Here is a 20,055-nt window from a genome sequence, read left to right as displayed (position 1 = left end):
ATATTAAAAATATATTTGAAAAATTTAGAAATTTTGCTTATAAAACTAAAAATAGCATTTTTGCTTTATGCAAAAATGCTATTTGTCTACAAACTGAGGCTATTCTTATAGGAATAGCTTTTTTATTTGTTACTTTTTTAAAAATAATAAATAATTATCAGTAAAATTCTATATAAAATGTAGAATTTGTAGAAAAAGGTTTGTCAAATAGCACATTTTAAATTATAATATATTTGTTTTCTAAAATTATGGAGGAGTTAATCATGCAAAAGGCTTGGGAGAGTATTTATTGTCCTAATTATATATCAGGATACAGTCCCTTCAACATAAAAAATATGAATAAGGCCATAGAAAGATTAGTTTTTGCTATAAATAATAGACAAAAAATTATTATTTATGGTGGATGTGATGTAGATTCTATTTGTGGAATTTCGTCTTTATTGCTTATATTAAAATATTTAAATGCTGATGTTGAATACTGTGTTAGTCCTAAATATAGCGATAATTATGATATAGATAATAATATAATAAAAAATCATATAGCTTTTTTAGGGGCAGAGCTTTTAATAACTGTAGGCTGTGGTCTAGTTAGTGATGAGCAAGAAAAGCTTTGTAATGATATAGGAATAGATTTAATAATTACAGAGAATAAAGAAATTAAATCTAAGTATTCCTCTATTTATATAAATCCAAGCGAAAAAAATTGCTTTTATAGATATAAAGATTTATCTAAAAGTGGATTGATTTTTAAATTAATGCAGGCTATAGCTATATATTATAATATGAAAAGTATAAATAGGTATTTAGATTTGATATTAATAGGTGGAGTTTCTAATAATATTAAAGCTGTGGGTGAGAATAGAATAATTTTAAAAGAAGGAATTAAATATTTACAGTATACTAATAGCATTGGATTATGTGCAATAAAATCTTTTCATAATATTTGTGAAATAACTAATGATAATATAAGTAAAATAATAAAAGAAATTACTCCTCAAGATGGAGCAGTATGTAGAAAAGATAATGCTAAAATAATAGTAGAACTTCTTACTACTAATGATAGAGATAGAGCGGAACAAATAACCAAATATCTTCATAATGAAAAAAAAAGATAGACAGGATATTAAAATATTTTTATTAAAAGTTACTTTGGAGGTAATAATATGAATTTAAAAGAAAAAGTAAGAGTAATAGAAAACTTTCCTAAGGAAGGAATAAGTTTTAAAGATATAACTACATTAATAGGTGATGGTGAAGCTTTAAGGGAATCAGTTGATGAGATGACTAAATTCTTTAAGGATAAGAATATAGATGTGGTTGTTGGACCAGAAGCTAGAGGCTTTATATTTGGAGTTCCAGTTGCATATGCATTAGGAGCAGGTTTTGTTCCAGTAAGAAAACCTGGGAAATTACCAGGAGATACAGTAAAAGTAGAATATTTCTTAGAGTATGGTACAGATGCTTTAGAAATTCATAAAGATGCAATTAAGCCAGGGGCAAGAGTTGCTATAATAGATGATTTATTAGCTACAGGTGGAACAATAGCAGCAGTTGCAAAGTTAGTAGAAGAAGTTGGTGGAGAAGTAATTGCTTTATCATTTGCAATTGAATTAAAAGATTTAAATGGAAAAGACAAATTAAAAGGATATGAGGTAATGTCATTACTAGAGTATGATATTTAATTTTATTGAAAATTTGTAAATAATATAATATAATTAAGTAGAATGGCTGGTTAATTAACCAGCCTTTGACTTTATTTTAAGTGTAAATGTTATATGTTTATATAAAAATTTAGAGTAAGGGAGAATAATCCAATGCTAGAAAACTTAATTTCTAAAATACAGGCTAATGGAAATCATGTGGATATTGAAACTATAAAAAAAGCATATGAATTAGCATTCAATGCACATAATGAGCAAAAAAGAGAGTCAGGAGAACCATATATTATCCATCCTATTAGTGTTGCTATTATTCTAGCTGAAATGGGTATGGATACAAACACTATTGTAGCAGGTTTGTTACATGATGTAATAGAAGATACAGAGTATACATATGATGATTTAGCAATACTGTTTAATAAAGAAGTAGCTAACCTTGTAGATGGGGTTACTAAATTAAATAAGATTAAATATAAAACAAAAGAAGAACAACAAGCCGATAATGTAAGAAAAATGCTTTTAGCAATGGCTAAGGATATAAGAGTAATAATAATAAAATTAGCAGATAGACTTCACAATATGAGAACTTTGAAGTTTATGTCACCAGAAAAACAAAAATCAAAAGCACAAGAAACATTAGATATATTTGCACCTTTAGCCCATAGATTAGGTATTTCTAAAATTAAATGGGAATTAGAGGATTTATCATTAAGATATTTACATACTGAAGAATACTATGATTTAGTTAAGCAAATTGCAGAAAAAAGAGTGGAGAGAGAAAAGTATATTTCATGCATTATAGGTGAATTGAAGGAAAATTTAGATAGTGCCTCAATAGAAAGTGATATAGAAGGAAGACCAAAGCACTTTTATAGTATTTATAGAAAAATGGTAAATAAAAATAAGAGTATAGAGCAAATTTTTGATTTAACAGCTATTAGAATTTTGGTTAATACTGTAAAAGACTGTTACGCTGCATTAGGTATTGTACATACTATATATAAGCCTATACCTGGAAGATTTAAAGATTATATTGCTATGCCTAAACCGAATATGTATCAATCCCTTCATACTACTGTAATTGGAGATGAAGGAAAGACTTTTGAAATACAAATAAGAACTTTTGAGATGCATAAAACAGCAGAGTATGGAATAGCTGCACATTGGAAATATAAAGAGGGACTAGGGAATTATGAGAATAAAGATGTTTCTTTTGAAAGTAAATTAAGTTGGCTTAGAGATATTTTAGAATGGCAAAATGAAACTTCAGATGCTGAAGAATTTATGGAGGGCTTTAAGTTAGATTTGTTTTCAGATGAAATTTTTGTTTTTACTCCCAAAGGAGTAGTTATTAATTTGCCAGCAGGAGCAACACCTATTGATTTTGCTTATAAAATCCATACAGATGTTGGAAATAGGTGTATCGGAGCAAAAGTTAATGGTAAAATGGTTACCTTAGATTATAAGTTGAAAACCGGAGATATAGTAGAAATATTAACTACGTCTAGTGCAAAAGGTCCAAATATGGATTGGTTAAATATTGCGGCTAGTAATCAAGCTAAAAGTAAAATTAAACAATGGTTTAGAAAAGCTAGAAAAGAAGAGAATGTAGATAGAGGTAAAGAGTTAATAGAAAAAGAATGTAAAAAACAAACATTAAACTTTTCAGATTTAACAAAGGGAGAAAAATTTGAAAAGATAATGAAAAAGCACAATTTTAACACTTTAGATGATTTATATGCAAGTGTTGGTGAAAACTCTATATCAAGTTCTACCTTGATTACTAAACTAAAGGAAGACCATAATCATCATGAAAAAGTAAACAATACAGATAAATTAAATAGAGAAATAGGTGAACAAATTGCAAAGACAGAAAAAGCTAAAAAATCTTCTAATTCTAATAGTTATGGAATAACAGTAAAAGGCTTGAGTAATTTAATGATAAGATTTGCAAGATGTTGCAATCCTGTTCCTGGTGATAAAATTGTTGGGTATGTTACTAAAGGTAGAGGAGTATCAGTACATAGAAAAGACTGTAGCAATTTTAAAAATATTATAGAAAACCAAAAAGAAAAAGTTGTTGAGGTAAATTGGGGCACTGCAAAAGGAGCTGCTTATGTTGCTGAAATTCAAGTTAAAGCTGAAGATAAAATGGGATTATTAGCTGAAGTAATGCTTGTAATTACAGAAGCAGCTCTCCCTTTAGTATCATTAAATGCAAAAGCTAGCAAGGATAATTCAGCTAATATAAATATTCAAGTTAAAATAGATAGTATTGATCAGTTAAAAGATCTTATGAAAAAAATAAGAAAATTAAAAGGTATATTAGATATTTATAGAGTAAATAACTAAAAGGAAGTGATGATATGAGAGCGGTTGTTCAAAAAGTTTTAAAATCATCAGTAAGTGTTGATAATAAAGTAGTTGGTTCTATTAATAAAGGATTTAACGTATTAATTGGAATAGGAATAGAAGATACATTAGAAGATTTAAAATATATAAAAGATAAAATCATAAATCTTAGGGTTTTTGAAGATGAAAATAGTAAAATGAATCTTTCGTTAAAAGATGTGGAAGGAGAATTATTATTAGTATCTCAATTTACCCTTTATGGTGATTGTAGAAAAGGTAGAAGACCTAATTTTATGAATGCATTAGGGGGAGAAAAAGCTAAAAAGCTTTTTGATGAATTTGTGAATATGTGTAAGGAAGAATGTATTAAAGTTGATACAGGTATTTTTGGTGCACATATGGATGTTTCTATTATTAATGATGGACCAGTAACAATATTATTAGATAGTAAAAAAGTATTTTAATTTTATAGGAGGAAAAAATTATGATTATAAAAGCTATACCAGCAGGAATATATGATGCAAACTGTTATTTAATTATAGATGAAAAAACTAAAGAGTGTATTATAATGGATCCAGGTGGAGATGCCCCAATGTTAATAAACCAAATAGATAGTTTAAATGTAAAGCCAAAATGTATTTTATTAACACATGGTCATATTGATCATGTTAGTGGAGTAGTAGAGCTTAAAAATAGATATAATATTCCATTCTATATAAATAAAAAAGATGAAGAAATGATAGAAAAGAAAGCTATGATTTATGGAGATATTCCTAAAGCTGATGGTTACTTAGATAATTTAACTACATTTAATTTAGGAGAAAATAAAATAAAATGCATAGAAACACCAGGGCATACTCCAGGTGGAATTTGTTTCTTAATAGGAGATAATTTATTTACAGGAGATACTTTATTTTTAGAGTCAGTGGGTAGATGTGATTTTCCGGGTGGAAGTCATAATACACTTGTTGATAGTATAAAAAATAGTATTTTACCTTTAGGTGATAATATTACAGTTTATCCTGGACATGGGCCTAAGACAACGATAGCACACGAAAGAAAAAGAAATCCATATTTAATAGGAGATTTTTATGTATATTAAAATCAAACTTAATGATTTAAAATATAGATATGATGTATATCAAATGTTTAATATTTTTCATACTTTTTGTGAAATCAAATTTAATGAGTATACTGAGTATGATTATTTGATCAATATTGACAATAATACTATGTCAATTGAAACAAAAAATATTAAAGAAGTTTATTTAATAAATGAAGATGGAAATTTTAAAGAGCAACTAAAAAAAGGAATGTTTAAGTTTTTATCTAATGAGTTAAAAGATGAATATCCTTGGGGTACTTTAGTAGGAATAAGACCTAGTAAAATAGCCTTATCTCTTTTAGAAGAAGGTTATAGTGAAGAGGAAGTAATTAAATATTTTGAAAAAACATATTTAGCTAAGGAAGAAAAAGCTAGACTGTGCATAGATGTGGCAAAGGTAGAGAGCAAATTCGTAAATAAAGATGAAAAAAGTATTAGTATTTATGTTGGAATGCCATTTTGTCCTACTAGATGTTTATATTGTTCATTTGCAGCCAATCCCATAGCTTCATGTAAAAAAGATGTTAATAATTATTTAGAAGCTTTAAAAAAAGAAATCAATAATATTAAAGATTATATTCATAATAATAAGTTAACTATAGAAACTGTTTATTTTGGTGGTGGAACACCTACATCTATAAATAATGAACAATTTGAAGACTTAATGAAGCATATATATGAAAGCTTTATTTATGAAAAAAATATAAAAGAGTTTACAGTAGAATGTGGAAGACCGGATTCCATTACTGAAGAAAAACTTAAAAGTATGAAAAAGTATAAAGTGTCTAGAATATCAATTAATCCTCAAACTATGAATGATAAAAGCTTAAAAGCAATAGGTAGAGGTCATTTAACTAATGATGTTATAGAAAAATTTAAATTAGCAAGAAGCTTAGATTTTGATAATATTAATATGGATATGATAATTGGATTACCTAATGAGGATTTAGAAGAAGTAAAAACTACGTGTAAATTAATAAAAAAGTTAAATCCAGATAGCTTAACAGTACATGGATTATCAATAAAAAGAGCTTCTAGACTTTATGAAAATTTAGTATTGAAAAAAATTATCAAGATTGCTAATCAACAGCATCTTAATATAATGTATAAAAAAAGTAAAGAATTATCAGAGGATTTAAACATGTATCCATACTATATGTATAGACAAAAAAATATGGTTGGAAATATGGAGAATGTAGGATATGCTAGAAAAGATAAAGAGTGCATTTATAATATTCAAATGATTGAAGATAAACAAACAATAATAGCATTAGGTGCTGATGCTGTATCTAAAGTAGTTTATTTAAATGAGGGAAAAAATAGAATTGAAAGATTTGGTAATGTTAAAGATGTTAAAGAATATGTAAAGCGTATAGATGAAATGATAGAAGGTAAAATTAAATTATTAGATACACTATATAGCAAAAAATAGGAGGATTTAAATTATGGCTATTCAAGCGCAAAAAGGTACTAAAGATATGTTACCTGGAGATGCTTATAAATGGAATTACATAGAGAGAAAATTAAGAGAAATATCAGCAGAGTATGGAATTAGGGAAATAAGAACACCTATGTTTGAAGCTACGGAACTTTTTGAAAGAGGTGTAGGGGAAACAACAGATGTGGTTCAAAAAGAAATGTATACATTTGAAGATAAAGGTGGAAGAAGTATAACTTTAAAACCAGAAGGAACAGCTCCAACTGTTAGAGCTTTTATTGAGAATAGTCTTTATGCAGATGCTCAACCAACTAAAGTATATTATTTTACAGATTGTTTTAGATATGAAAAGATGCAAAAGGGAAGATTAAGACAATTCCATCAATATGGTATTGAAGTTTTTGGTTCACAAGAACCTTCTATTGATGCAGAATTAATTTCTTTAGTAATGAGAGTATTAAATGACTTTGGAATAGAAGGATTAAGCTTAAATATAAATAGTTTAGGATGTCCGACTTGTAGAGCTAAATATAATGAAGCTTTAAAAGAATATTTAAAAGCTAATTATGAAAATCTTTGTGGTACTTGTAAAACAAGATTCGAAAAAAATCCTATGAGAATTATAGATTGTAAAGAAAAATCTTGTAAACAAATAGTTAAAGATGTACCTATAATATTAGATTTTATATGTGATGAGTGTAACGAACATTTTAGTAAATTAAAAAATTATTTAGATATTATGGGAATACAATATAATATAGATCCACAAATTGTTAGAGGATTAGATTATTATAGCAAAACTGTTTTTGAAATAATAAAAGATGGCTTAACACTTTGTGGTGGTGGAAGGTATGACTATCTTGTAAAAGAAATAGGTGGACCGGATACACCAGCTATGGGATTTGCATTAGGTTTAGAGAGACTTCTTTTAACTTTAGAGGAGGAAGGAATACAAATACCTATGACAAATAGATGTGATGTTTATATTGGTGCTATGGGTGATATTGCTAAATTACAATCAATGAAACTAGCATTTGAACTTAGAAAATTAGGTGTAAAAGCAGAAATAGATCATTTAGGAAAGAGTGTTAAAGCTCAAATGAAGTATGCTAATAAAATAGGAGCTCAATATACATTTGTAATTGGAGATTCAGAAATAGAAGCAGATAAGATAAATATAAAAAGAATGAGCGATGGGGAACAATTCCAAGTTTCTTTAAGCAATATACAAGAAATAGCTAATATAGTTAAATAGATAGGAGGAGTTACAAATGGGTGAAGCTTTAAATGGTTTAAAGCGTAACATAATGTGTGGAGAGGTAAGAGAAGAACACATAGGTCAAACTGCAACTGTAATGGGTTGGGTTGGAAGAAATAGAAATCTTGGAGGTCTTCAATTTATGGACCTTAGAGATAGAGAAGGAGTATTACAGGTTGTTTTTAGAGATAACTTAAGCGAAGAAATATTAGAAAAAGCTAAAAAAGTTAGACCAGAATACTGTATAGCCGTAACTGGTGAAATAGTTAAAAGAGAATCTGTAAATCCTAATATGCCAACAGGTATGGTGGAATTAATGGCTGATGAAATAAAAATACTTTCTGAGTCAGAAACACCTCCAATATATATAAAAGAAAATCTAGATGCAGCAGAAAGCATAAGGTTAAAATATAGATACTTAGATTTAAGAAGACCAGATATGCAAAATATTTTTAAAATAAGACATAGAGCCTCTAAAGCAATAAGAGATTATCTTGATAACAATGGTTTCTTAGAGGTTGAAACACCAATGTTAACTAAAGCAACTCCAGAAGGAGCAAGAGATTATTTAGTACCATCAAGAAATTATCCAGGAATGTTTTATGCACTTCCTCAATCACCACAATTATTTAAACAATTATTAATGGTATCAGGATTTGATAAGTACTTCCAAATAGTTAAATGCTTTAGAGATGAAGATTTAAGAGCTAATAGACAACCTGAGTTTACTCAAGTTGATTTAGAAATGGCTTTTGTAGATGAAGAAGATATAATATCTTTAAATGAAGGGTTAGTTGCTCATGTATTTAAGGAAGTATTAGGAGTAGAAATACCACTTCCTATAAAAAGAATGACATTTAGAGAAGCTAGAGATAAGTATGGTTCAGATAAACCAGATTTAAGATTTGGTATGGAAATACATGATCTTAGTGAAGTTGTTAAACATTGTGAATTTAAAGTGTTTAATGATGCTTTAGCTAACAATGGTTCTGTAAGAGCTCTTTGCTTAAAAGGTGGAGCTAATATGGGAAGAAAAGATATAGACAGATTAGGTGAATTTGTTAAAGGATTTAAAGCTAAAGGACTTGCTTGGATTCAATTAAAAGAAGGTGAAATTAAATCACCAATAGCTAAATTCTTAAAAGAAGAGGAAATGAAAGCAATAATAGAAACTATGAATGCTGAAACTGGAGATATGATTCTTATAGTTGCAGATAAAAATTCTGTTGTATTTAAGAGTTTAGGAGAATTAAGATTAGAACTTGCTAGAAAATTTAATTTAATAAAAGATAAGAATGAATTTAATTTTGTGTGGATAACAGAATTTGAATTGCTAGAATATGATGAAGAAGAAGGAAGATATTTTGCAGCTCATCATCCATTTACAATGCCTATGGAAGAAGATTTACAGTATTTAGATAATGATCCAGGTAGAGTTAGAGCAAAGGCTTATGATTTAGTATTAAATGGAGAAGAATTAGGTGGAGGTTCTATAAGAATTCATGATACAAAAATTCAAGAAAAAATGTTTGAAGTATTAGGGTTCACAAAGGAAGAAGCTTGGGAAAAATTTGGTTTCTTATTAGAAGCCTTTAAATTTGGGCCACCACCACACGGCGGATTAGCATTTGGTTTAGATAGAATGATAATGTTCTTAGCTGGAACTGATAATATAAAAGATGTTATAGCATTCCCTAAAAATCAAAATGCATTTTGTTATTTGACAGAAGCACCAAATGTAGCTGATAAAAAACAATTAGAAGAGCTTGGAATTAGTGCTATTAAAGTAGAAGAATAATATATTTTAATAAAGGCAATCTAAATTTAAAGAAATATTGTTATATTTCATAAGTTTAGGTTGCTTTACTTTTTCATAAAAGTTTATTTTATAATGGAATATGTAGTACAATTATAATTGTGTAGTTTTAATAATGTATAAATGAAAAAATAATTAATAAGGTAGTGGTAAAAGGTGCATGATGAAGAAAAGAATGAAGCTCTAAGAAAGGATATTTTAATAAGATTAAGAAGAATTGAAGGACAGGTAAAAGGTATTCAAGGAATGGTTGATAATGATGTTTGTGGCAGACAAGTATTAACTCAAATATCTGCCATAAGAGCTGCTATTAATAAAGTTGGAATTTTAATAATGGAGAATTATGCAAGAAATTGTATGAGAATAGATGATACAAATGAGGGTGCAGAAGGATTGGAGCAGCTTATTAAGACTTTAAATAGTTTTATAAAGTAATAAAAATAGTACTAAAGTATTTTTAAAAATGCTTTAGTACTATTTTTATTTAAACAAGTTTCATATATGTAGATAAAAAATTAAAAAACTTATTTAATTAATAATTTAATCTTTTACTTTTAAAATAATATTTTTTTCTTGCTGAGTTAATAAGTCTAGTTATAGTAGAAACAAATATTACACCTAATGCAAGAGCACCAGCGGCAGAAATGGTTGTTAAAGCTTTATTTAAGGAAGCTATTATATTACCCTGTATAGCTTCATACATTGTATAATACATACCACCACCAGGAACCAAAGGAATTAGTGCACAAATTACTAGGGTAGTAACAGGAGTTTTTAAAAATCTTGCACATATTTCAGAATAAATACTAAAAATTATAGAAGAAATAAACATTGCAGGAATCTCATTTAATCCATAAGATAAAGTTATTTTATAAACTATCCAACCTAAAGTTCCTCCAAAGCTAGCAAAAATTAGATTTTTTCCTTTTATATTAAATAATATACCAAATCCTAATGTAGCAATAAAAGATGATAAAATTTCATTTAAAAGCACTGTTAAATACCTCCCATATAACTTATCCATAAGCTTAATACAATACCTGTACCTACAGCTATTGCTACAGCTGTTAAAAATGCTTCAGCGGCTCTTGTAAGGCCAGAAACTAAATCACCAGCTATAGTATCTCTTATGGCATTAGTTATCGCTAGTCCTGGAACTAAAAGCATTATACTACCAATAATAATAGTATCTATATTAGTACCTATATTAAAATGATAGAAAATTAAAGCTAAAAAAGAAGCAATAGCTCCACCTATACTATTAATAAAAAAGCTATTAATATTAAGAGCATCAGCTTTTAATGTAAATATTTTTATAGCTATTCCAACAAAGAATGATACTATACAATCAGTAAAGTTTGCTCCAAACATAGCAGCAAAACCAGCAGCACATAAGGCTGAAAATAAAATAGTAATGCGATTATTATAACGAGTAGTGCGATTTATTTCTACTAAACTTTCATAAACTTCATCTACAGTAAGATTATTTACCATTAAACTTCTAGAAAGATCATTTACTAAATGAATTTTTTGCAAATCTACTGTTCGAGATTTAACCCTTTTTATTAATGTTGAAGTGTAATGATTTTCATCACTAATTGAAACCATAATTCCTGTAGGAGTTACGAAACTGTCGGCATAATGAACTCCATAGGCATGACAAATTCTACATATGGTTTCTTCAACTCTATAAGTTTCACCACCATTTTCTAATATTATTTGTCCAGCAAAAGTAGCTACATGTAATATTTTATCTATACTCATTTTAAACACTCCATTTGTGAATAAATTCAATAATATATGTTGCTAAAACAATAAATGTATTATAACATAGTGGAAAAAAATATTATATAGAATAAGAAATTAAAATGAAATAATTTTATTGATAAATAAAATCAATAAGCATATAATTTAGAATAAGAATTTTATATAGTTGAGGTGAAAGTATGAATTTTGATAATTTAAAAAATGAAGATAAAGAAATTTATTGTTTAATAGAAAATGAGTTAGAAAGGCAAAAAAATAGTATAGAATTAATAGCCTCAGAAAATTTTACAAGTGAAGCTGTTATGGAGGCTATGGGCTCTTATTTAACTAATAAATATGCAGAAGGATATCCTTCAAAAAGATATTACGGTGGATGCCATATAGTTGATAATATTGAAGAGTTAGCTAGAGAAAGAGCAAAAAATTTGTTTAAAGCAGAGCATGCTAATGTTCAAGCACATTCAGGTTCACAAGCTAATATGGCAGTTTATTTTACAGTATTAAATCCAGGAGATACAGTTTTAGGAATGGACTTAAGCCATGGCGGGCATTTAACTCATGGTTCATTGGTGAATTTTTCTGGAAAATTATTTAATTTTGTTTCTTATGGAGTAGATAATGTAAGCGAAGAAATTAATTATGAGAATATAAGAGATTTAGCATTAAAACATAAACCTAAAATGATAATAGCAGGAGCTAGTGCATATTCAAGAGTCATTAATTTTAAAAAATTTAAGGAGATTGCTGATGAAATAGGAGCTTATTTAATGGTTGATATGGCACATATAGCAGGATTAGTAGCGGCAGAAATACATCCGTCTCCAATACCGTATGCTGATTTTGTAACATCAACTACTCATAAAACTTTAAGAGGACCTAGAGGAGGACTAATACTTTGTAAAGAAAAATATGCTAAAGATTTAGATAAAAATATTTTTCCAGGAATGCAAGGTGGTCCATTAATGCATGTAATAGCTGCTAAAGCAGTATGCTTTAAAGAAGCTTCAAGTAACGAATATAAAGAATATATGAAACAAGTAGTTAAAAATGCTAAAGTATTAGGACAAGAGTTAGAGAGATATGGGTTTAAGTTAGTATCTAATGGAACAGATAATCATTTATTATTAGTTGATTTAACAAATAAAAATATAACTGGAAAAGAAGCTGAAAATATTTTAGATAGCGTAGGGGTAACTTTAAATAAAAACACTATTCCAAATGAAAAAAGAAGCCCATTTATTACAAGTGGTATAAGAATAGGTACCCCAGCAGTTACAACTAGAGGATTTAAAGAAGATGATATGAAAGAAATTGCAAGTATAATAAATGATACAATAAATTTAAAACAAGGAGATTTATCACAGGTAAAAGAAAGAGTTACACAACTTTGTGATAAACATCCACTATATTAAATAAAAATAGTATTAATTTAAAAATGAGAAAATAAATGCATGATTAATTAAATTTGTTAAATCATGCATTTTATTTCTATGAAATTTAAGTATAGGAGGAAAAAATAATATGGATTTTATAGATTTTCATTGTGATACAGCATCTTTATTATTAGAGTTAAAGGATAAAACATTAAAAAAAAATGATTTAAAGGTAGATATAGAAAAATTAAAGGAAGGTAATGCATTAGCACAATTTTTTGCATTATTTATAGAAACAGAAAAAGATAAAAGTAAATATGATAAATGTGATAAAATGCTTAATAATTTTAAAAAAGAATTAATGTTGAATAGTTCTGATATAGTATTGTGTAGAAATTATGAGGACTATTTAAAAGCAAAAAATAATAATAAAATAGGAGCATTTATCACAATAGAAGAGGGTGAAGCTATTGAAGGTGATATAAATAAATTAAGAAAATTTAAATCAGAGGGAATTTCTTTAATGACTTTAACTTGGAATTTTGAAAATAAAATAGCTTATCCTAATTATGAATATAAATTTAAAGATGCGGGGCTAAAAGAATTTGGAATAGAAGTTGTTGAGGAAATGAATAATTTAGGTATGATTATTGATACATCTCATTTATCTGATGGTGGTTTTTGGGATGTAATAAAATATTCTAAATATCCTATTGTAGCGTCACATTCAAACTCTAGATATGTATGTAATCATAGTAGAAATTTAACAGATGCTATGGTAAAAGCTTTAAGTAATAATGGGGGGGTTACAGGAATAAATTTTTGTAGTGATTTTTTAGGTGAATCAGAAGTAAGTAAGATTTCAGATATGGTTAAACATATTAAACATATTAAACATATTGGAGGAGTTGATTGTATCGCTTTAGGATCTGATTTTGATGGCATAGATAATGAAGTTGAAATTAAAGATGCTAGTAAAATGGAATTTTTAGCAAATGCTTTACAGAAGCAAAGATTTACCTTAGATGAGATAGAGAAAATATTTTATAAAAATATTGAAAGAGTTATAAGAGAAGTTTTAAAATAGAAAGGATTTAAATTATGAATAGTAAACTTGCAGGTCAAATAGCATATGTAACAGGAGCTTCAAATGGTATAGGAAAAGGAATTGCTTTAGAGTTATTTAAGGCAGGAGCTACTGTTATAGTAGGTTTCAATAAAGATGAAGATAGTGCTTTAAAGCTTGTAAAATATATAAAAGCAGAAGGGGGAAATGCTTTAGCTTTAGGTGGAAACCTTAGTAATGATAAAGATATAATTAAAATAGTTGAAAGTATAATGAAGAGTTTTGGCAAGTTAGATATTCTTGTGAATAATGCAGGTATATCTAATATCGGCTTATTTATGGATTTAAATTTTAATGATATAGAAGAAATTATTAATACTAACTTAATAGGACCTATGAAATTAACTAATAAATTAATACCATTACTTTTGAAAGGAAAAAACCAAAGTATAGTAAATATTTCTTCTATTTGGGGTAATGTAGGAGCATCTTGTGAAGTTACTTATTCTACAACAAAGGGAGGAATAAATCTTTTTACAAAATCATTAGCTAAAGAAGTAGCTCCATGGGGAATTAGAGTAAATTGTGTTGCTCCAGGAGTTATTAATACTTCAATGAATGAATGGATGGAACAAGAAGAAAAAAATGCTTTAAATAATGAAATTCCTATGAGTAGATTTGGAGAAATTTATGAAATTGGAAAAACAGTATTATTTTTATGTTCTAAAGATTCATCCTATATAACAGGACAAATTATAACTGTAGATGGAGGAATGTTATAGAAAGAATAAGATAACTTATAATCATATCATTACAAGTTGCTTAATGCTGTTTACATAATTAGTACATAATTATTATTTGTGATAAAATATAGTAAAAATTCAAGTTATATTTAAATTTTACTATATTTTAGGGAAGTGAAGATGATGGATAAAGTACAAAAGTGGAAATTAGAGTGTGATGGCAAAAAAATGGTGGAGATTTTAGATAATAAAAAATATAATGCTATTTATGTAAATAACATTAATGAAGCAAAAGAAAAAGTTTTAGAGCTTATTCCTAAGGGTTCAAGTATAGCATTAGGTGGCTCAGTAACATTAAATGAAATGGATTTAATAAATACATTTAGAAATGGTGATTATAAATTTTATGATAGATATCAGCAGTTACCTTTTGTGGAAATTGTAGAAATTATGAGACAATCTATGATTGCAGATTTTTTAGTGACGAGCACTAATGCTATAACAGAGAATGGAGAATTAGTTAATATGGATTGCTCTGGAAATAGAGCAGCAGGAATGATATTTGGACCTAAAAAAGTTATAATTGTTGTTGGTGCAAATAAGTTAGTTAAAGATATTGATGAAGCTATGAGAAGGATTGAAAAAGTAGCAATAATGAATGCTAAGAGAATTAATCATAAAACTCCTTGTGTAGAAACAGGACAATGTGATGATTGTTTTGTGAAAGGAAGATTATGTAATTATGTATCCATAGTGAAAAATGGAGCTAAATTTCCAGGAAGATTTACTGTAATAGTAATTGGTGATGAAGTAGGTTATTAAAAATAGTATTTAATATAAAATATGAAAAAAGTCATGATATAAAGATATTAATTAAATCATGACTTTTTTTTATTAAGTAAATACTTTTAAGAAGAGGATATGTTTGTTGCTTTTAAAGTAAAATAAAATTTAACACCTTTGTTTGTATTCAAAGCTCCAAAGGAACTGTCATGTAATTGCAAAATATTTTTTACTATGGATAAACCTAAACCAGTACTTTTAGAGTTTCTATTTCTAGATTTATCGCCTCTATAAAATTGATTCCATATTTTTGACAATTCACTTTCACTAAAAGTTACTCCTGTATTTTCAATAGAACAATATATTAAGTCATTATGTCTATGAAGTGCTATTATTATTTTTTCATTTTTAGGAGTATATTTTATAGCATTAGTTAAGAAGTTAGTTAAAACTTGCTCTATTTTAAATTCATCTCCAACAACTATAAAATCATCTTTTTCAGGAATTTCTTTAATTATTTCTAAATCTTTATGTCTTATATCTACTAAATTTTTCATTGTTACATCTGAAATTAATTCATAAAGAGAAAAATTATTTAAAGTTAATTCCATTTTTCCAGATTCTAATTTGGATAATTCTAACATATCTAAAACTAATTTATTCATTTTATCTGCTTCATCAATTATTATATCTAAGTAAATGTCTTTAGAATTTTCATCAGCTATTCCATCTTTTAAACCTTCAGCATATCCAGAAATTATTCCAATTGGTGTTTTTAATTCATGAGAAACTCCAGCAATAAAATCTTTACGAAGCTTTTCTAAACGACGTTCATTCTCTATATCTTCTTTTAATTTAGAGTTTTTAATTTTTAAATTATCCAAAGCATTAGATAGATTTAATGATAAAAAATTTAAAGTAGTTGCTAAATCACCTATTTCATCTTCTCTAGATACCTCATGCATAGCACATTTTTCACTAAAATCCATAGCACTCATTTTTTTTGCTGTTTTAGTTATTTTTATTAAAGGTTTAGAAATTAAATTAGAGTATATATAAGAAAGAATTAATCCTAAAATAATAACCACTATTAATATATATTTATAAAATTCTTTAATTACATAAACAGCATCTTCTATAGGTTTGAATGAAGTAATAGCTATAAGTACAGAATCTTTTTCTGACGATAATGAAAAGGGAACCATACATACAATATATTTTGAGTCAAATTCACTGCTATTATATAATTTTATTTGTGCTTGATTAGAGTTTAAAAGCGAATTTGTAAAGTCAGAATCGTAATATAATTCACGAAAAATTTGATTAAGCCTTATTATTATTTCTGAATCTGCACTATTTGGATCAGCTAAATATTGTACTTTTCCAGCAGTAGAATATATAGCTATCTTAGCATTGTGATCCATTTCAAATGAACTAAGAGCTTTATAAAGTGTTTTACTATTAGTTATATCGAAAGAATATAAAGTTCTAAATTTCATAACACTATTTTTTAAATTTTTACTTTTAGTATCTAAATAAAATTTTTGAAAAAAGAATATTTGAAAGCACATTATAAAATTTACTAAAAATAACATTATTCCAAAAGTAATTATAAAAATTCTTTTTGAGATGCTTCTTTTCATTTTTTATTTCACCTCAAATTTATAGCCACTACCTCTTACAGTAGCAATATAATCAGATTTATTTAATAATTTTTCTCTTAATCTTTTAATATTAGTATCTACCGTTCTTATATCACCAAAATAATCATATCCCCAGACATTATCTAAAATTTTATCTCTAGATAATGCTATACCTTCATTAGTAGATAAATATAAAAGTAAATCATATTCTTTAGGAGATAAATAAATTTCTTCATTTTCAATTAAAACTTGATGAGAAACTTTATTTATTTTTAATCCACTGTAGTCAACTATGTTTTCATCTTTAGGTAAATTTATTCGTTTTAATAAAGCTTTAACTTTAGCTACTACAACTTTAGTACTAAATGGTTTTGTTATGTAGTCATCAGCACCAATATCATATCCAAACAATTTATCTTCTTCTTCACTTTTAGCTGTTAATAATATAATAGGAATTGTAGAAACTTTTCTTATTTCCTTACATACATTAAAACCATCTAATTTAGGCATCATAACATCTAAAATTATTAAATCAACTTTATTACTTGCAAAAACTTTTAAAGCTTCTTCACCATCTGAAGCTTCTAAAATATTAAAGTTTTCTTTTTTTAAATAATCTCTAAGAAGAAGACGAAGTCTTATTTCATCTTCAACTATTAGGATATTAGTATTTGACATATTTGTATCACCTCAAAAATCCATATTGCTTTAAGCTTACATGTTATTATACAATTTATTATACAATGAAAAATTAAAAATAAATAGATTAGGAGAGTTTTAATGAGCAAATGGACTTTTGATGAAAAAACAAAGGTATTAGATAATGGGTTGAAAATAATAACAATAAGTAGAGATACTATGTTAGCATCTATAAATATAGGTGTGAAAATAGGAGCATTATATGAAAATAATAAACAAAAAGGTATATGTCATTTTATAGAGCACATGATGTTTAAAGGAACTAAAAGTAAATCTAATGAAGAATTAAATAGTAAATTAGAGGCTTTAGGAGGAGAATATAATGCATATACAGACTATACTTCAACTGTGTATAGTATAAATTGTTTAGAAGAAGAAATTGAAAATGCTACAAACTTATTATCAGATATGTTATTAAATTCTACAATAGAAGAAAAAGAATTAGATAAAGAAAGAGGGGTAATCTTAGCTGAAATTAGAACAAGAAAAGATGATGTGGAAGATGTTAGCTTTGATAGAACTAATGAAATTGCATTTAAAAAATCACCGTTAAGGTGTGATGTATTAGGAACTACTAAAACAGTATCAAGTTTTAATAGTAATGATTTAAAAGATTTTTATAAAAAATATTATACTCCGGATAATACTACTATAGTAATGGTAAGTTCTTTATCTCATAAAGAAATGCAGAAAATGATAATTAAGAATTTTTGTAATTGGATAGGTTCTGTTGAAGAAAAAATAGATGTATTAAAAGAAAAAAATATAGCTATAGAAAAAACAACATATAAAAATAATATTGAGCAAAGTACAATAACATATCTGTTTTCTTTTATGGATGTTAAAAAAGAACATGAAATGCCACTTAGAATATTGAATCATAAACTAGGGGAAAGTGCTAATTCTATTTTATTTAGAGAATTAAGAGAAAATAGAGGATTAGCTTATGATGTTTATAGTAATATGGATTTGTCAAAAAATATGAATATAATGAATATTTTTACAGCTGTCGGTGAAGAATCTATAGAAGAAAGTAAAGAAGTGATAAATAAATGTATTGAAGATATTAAAGATAGTAAGATAATTTTTGATGAAAAAATGTTATCTATAATGAAGAAAATTCATAAAACTGGAGTTATATCAACTCTTGAAGATTCTAGTGAATTATGTAATTATGCATTAATTCAGAGTTTAGAGGGGGAGAGTTTAGATGAGTTGGTAACTAGCATGGAACTTTTAGAGAAAATAAAACCTGAAGATTTATATGAAGTTGCTAATAAATATTTAAATAATCCTACAATTCATATATTAAAATCTAAGAGGTGATTTATGAGTAAAATTACAAATATTGAAATGCAAAAAAGGAATAAAAATAGAGTAAATGTTTATATAGATGAAGATTTTGCTTTTGCTTGTGACTTAGAAATAGTTTATAAACAAGGACTAAAAAAAGATTTACCAATAGATTTATTGAAAATAAAAGAAATAGTTTATAGAGATGAAATAATAAAATGTAAAAATTCAGCTTTGAAAACTTTAGAAAAAAGCTATAAAACAGAAAAAGAAATGAAAGAGAAACTTTTATTAAAAGGATATTCAGAAGAGATAATTTTACAGGCTTTTATTAGTTTAAAGGAATATAATTTAATAAATGATAAAAAGTTTGTAGAAATGTATATAAAAGATAAGGGCAAAATTCAGGGAAGAAATAAAATAAAATACAATCTTATAAAAAAAGGAATAAATGAAGAACTTATAAATGAAAATTTAAACAAATTAGATGAAGTTAATGAAAAAGAAATTGCCCTTAATTTAGCCAAAAAAAAATATGATATTTTAGTTAAAAGAGAATCAGATAAGTTTAAACTTTCACAAAAATTAAACAGATTTCTTATAGGAAAAGGTTACAGTTATGATTGTACAAAAGAAATTATAAAAACACTAACAAATCATAATAGTTTTATGGAGTAGATAAATATGAATATAGTAGATTTTTTATTGATTTTAGTATTTATAAGTTCTTTAATTTTTGCTCTGTTAAAGAAGTTTAATATAAAAAGAGCCCATAGTGAAATAAAAGAAATAGGGAAATATTTAAGCTTATTTATAGCTATTCTATTAACTTTTTATATATTTAATAGTTTTCCTATATTAGATAAGTGTATGTCTATTTTAGTTGTTGAATTTGGAGATATTATAGAAAAAACTAATTCATTACCACATATAGTTTTAATAATAACTTTTAGTTTAATAACAGCTTGTTTTTATTTTATAACAAAACAGTTGTTAAAAATTATAGATTATTTAACTATAAAGCCCTTTATGATTAAATTAAATAAGAATAGTAGAAAAAT

19 protein-coding genes and 1 pseudogene are annotated in these 20,055 nt (G+C 26.4%); 16 read left to right on the top strand and 4 right to left on the bottom strand.

The features are described from left to right. Positions 1-263 precede the first annotated feature (263 nt). From GBZ86_RS04350 to GBZ86_RS04310, 9 genes are all read left to right on the top strand, one after another. The gene (locus GBZ86_RS04350; protein ID WP_152888102.1) at positions 264-1,115 is read left to right on the top strand and encodes a DHH family phosphoesterase; all 852 of its coding nucleotides are present in this window, start codon (positions 264-266) and stop codon (positions 1,113-1,115) included. 48 nt (positions 1,116-1,163) lie between these two features. Continuing rightward, a complete protein-coding gene (locus tag GBZ86_RS04345) occupies positions 1,164-1,682 on the top strand; it encodes an adenine phosphoribosyltransferase (RefSeq protein ID WP_152888100.1) in 519 nt (172 codons plus the stop codon). Between the two features lie 132 nt (positions 1,683-1,814). Continuing rightward, a complete protein-coding gene (locus GBZ86_RS04340) occupies positions 1,815-4,010 on the top strand; it encodes a RelA/SpoT family protein (RefSeq protein ID WP_152888098.1) in 2,196 nt (731 codons plus the stop codon). Between the two features lie 14 nt (positions 4,011-4,024). Then, positions 4,025-4,474 (top strand): D-aminoacyl-tRNA deacylase, encoded by a 450-nt coding sequence (dtd, locus tag GBZ86_RS04335; protein WP_152888096.1) that lies wholly within the window; start codon positions 4,025-4,027, stop codon positions 4,472-4,474. 20 nt (positions 4,475-4,494) lie between these two features. Then, positions 4,495-5,112, top strand: coding sequence for an MBL fold metallo-hydrolase (locus GBZ86_RS04330; RefSeq protein WP_152888094.1), 618 nt, complete (start codon positions 4,495-4,497; stop codon positions 5,110-5,112). Further along, positions 5,102-6,547 carry a coproporphyrinogen III oxidase gene (locus GBZ86_RS04325; protein WP_152888093.1) on the top strand — a complete coding sequence of 482 codons (1,446 nt, stop codon included), beginning with the start codon at positions 5,102-5,104 and terminating at the stop codon, positions 6,545-6,547. Before GBZ86_RS04330 ends, GBZ86_RS04325 begins: the two co-directional genes overlap by 11 nt. 13 nt (positions 6,548-6,560) lie before the next feature. Next, positions 6,561-7,808, top strand: a complete 1,248-nt coding sequence (gene hisS, locus GBZ86_RS04320; RefSeq protein WP_152888091.1) for a histidine--tRNA ligase — start codon at positions 6,561-6,563, stop codon at positions 7,806-7,808. Between the two features lie 16 nt (positions 7,809-7,824). Beyond that, the gene (gene aspS, locus GBZ86_RS04315; RefSeq protein ID WP_152888089.1) at positions 7,825-9,609 is read left to right on the top strand and encodes an aspartate--tRNA ligase; all 1,785 of its coding nucleotides are present in this window, start codon (positions 7,825-7,827) and stop codon (positions 9,607-9,609) included. Between the two features lie 174 nt (positions 9,610-9,783). Continuing rightward, on the top strand, positions 9,784-10,062 hold the full coding sequence (locus tag GBZ86_RS04310) for a metal-sensitive transcriptional regulator (protein ID WP_327444041.1): 279 nt from the start codon (positions 9,784-9,786) through the stop codon (positions 10,060-10,062). A 97-nt stretch (positions 10,063-10,159) separates the two neighbouring features. On the opposite strand, the gene GBZ86_RS04305 is transcribed toward GBZ86_RS04310, so the two are convergent. Together GBZ86_RS04305 and GBZ86_RS04300 are read right to left on the bottom strand one after the other, a co-directional pair. Beyond that, positions 10,160-10,651, bottom strand: coding sequence for a threonine/serine exporter family protein (locus GBZ86_RS04305; protein ID WP_152888087.1), 492 nt, complete (start codon positions 10,649-10,651; stop codon positions 10,160-10,162). Then, a complete protein-coding gene (locus GBZ86_RS04300; protein ID WP_152888085.1) occupies positions 10,624-11,391 on the bottom strand; it encodes a threonine/serine exporter family protein in 768 nt (255 codons plus the stop codon). The genes GBZ86_RS04305 and GBZ86_RS04300 overlap by 28 nt, the downstream gene beginning before the upstream one ends. A 182-nt stretch (positions 11,392-11,573) precedes the next feature. Here GBZ86_RS04300 and GBZ86_RS04295 point away from each other — a divergent pair, with 182 nt between their 5' ends. The 4 genes from GBZ86_RS04295 (at position 11,574) to GBZ86_RS04280 (ending at position 15,398) form a co-directional block, all read left to right on the top strand. Beyond that, positions 11,574-12,806, top strand: coding sequence for a serine hydroxymethyltransferase (locus GBZ86_RS04295; protein WP_152888083.1), 1,233 nt, complete (start codon positions 11,574-11,576; stop codon positions 12,804-12,806). Positions 12,807-12,915: 109 nt separating this feature from the next. Beyond that, positions 12,916-13,854: a dipeptidase gene (locus GBZ86_RS04290; RefSeq protein ID WP_152888081.1), complete on the top strand. Its 939-nt coding sequence runs from the start codon at positions 12,916-12,918 to the stop codon at positions 13,852-13,854. A gap of 14 nt (positions 13,855-13,868) precedes the next feature. Beyond that, a complete protein-coding gene (gene ymfI, locus GBZ86_RS04285) occupies positions 13,869-14,615 on the top strand; it encodes an elongation factor P 5-aminopentanone reductase (protein WP_152888079.1) in 747 nt (248 codons plus the stop codon). A gap of 144 nt (positions 14,616-14,759) precedes the next feature. After that, positions 14,760-15,398 carry a lactate utilization protein gene (locus tag GBZ86_RS04280; RefSeq protein WP_152888077.1) on the top strand — a complete coding sequence of 213 codons (639 nt, stop codon included), beginning with the start codon at positions 14,760-14,762 and terminating at the stop codon, positions 15,396-15,398. Between the two features lie 86 nt (positions 15,399-15,484). Here the strand turns inward: GBZ86_RS04280 and GBZ86_RS04275 are convergent, their stop codons facing one another. After that, positions 15,485-17,002, bottom strand: a complete 1,518-nt coding sequence (locus GBZ86_RS04275) for a sensor histidine kinase (RefSeq protein ID WP_152888075.1) — start codon at positions 17,000-17,002, stop codon at positions 15,485-15,487. A 3-nt stretch (positions 17,003-17,005) separates the two neighbouring features. Further along, entirely contained in the window at positions 17,006-17,680 is a 675-nt protein-coding gene (locus tag GBZ86_RS04270; protein WP_152888073.1) for a response regulator transcription factor, read from the bottom strand. A gap of 102 nt (positions 17,681-17,782) precedes the next feature. Between GBZ86_RS04270 and GBZ86_RS04265 the strand changes: the two genes are divergently transcribed. The 3 genes and pseudogenes from GBZ86_RS04265 to GBZ86_RS04255 form a co-directional block, all read left to right on the top strand. After that, on the top strand, positions 17,783-19,027 hold the full coding sequence (locus GBZ86_RS04265) for a M16 family metallopeptidase (protein WP_152888071.1): 1,245 nt from the start codon (positions 17,783-17,785) through the stop codon (positions 19,025-19,027). 3 nt (positions 19,028-19,030) lie between these two features. Beyond that, positions 19,031-19,672 carry a recombination regulator RecX gene (gene recX, locus GBZ86_RS04260; RefSeq protein ID WP_152888069.1) on the top strand — a complete coding sequence of 214 codons (642 nt, stop codon included), beginning with the start codon at positions 19,031-19,033 and terminating at the stop codon, positions 19,670-19,672. Positions 19,673-19,678: 6 nt separating this feature from the next. Beyond that, a pseudogene (locus tag GBZ86_RS04255) lies at positions 19,679-20,055 on the top strand (hypothetical protein); the annotation flags it as partial.

Source organism: Clostridium tarantellae (assembly GCF_009295725.1).
GTDB lineage: Bacteria > Bacillota > Clostridia > Clostridiales > Clostridiaceae > Sarcina > Sarcina tarantellae.
Note: the sequence above shows the minus strand (reverse complement) of the source record. Positions and strands in the feature narration are given on the sequence as shown.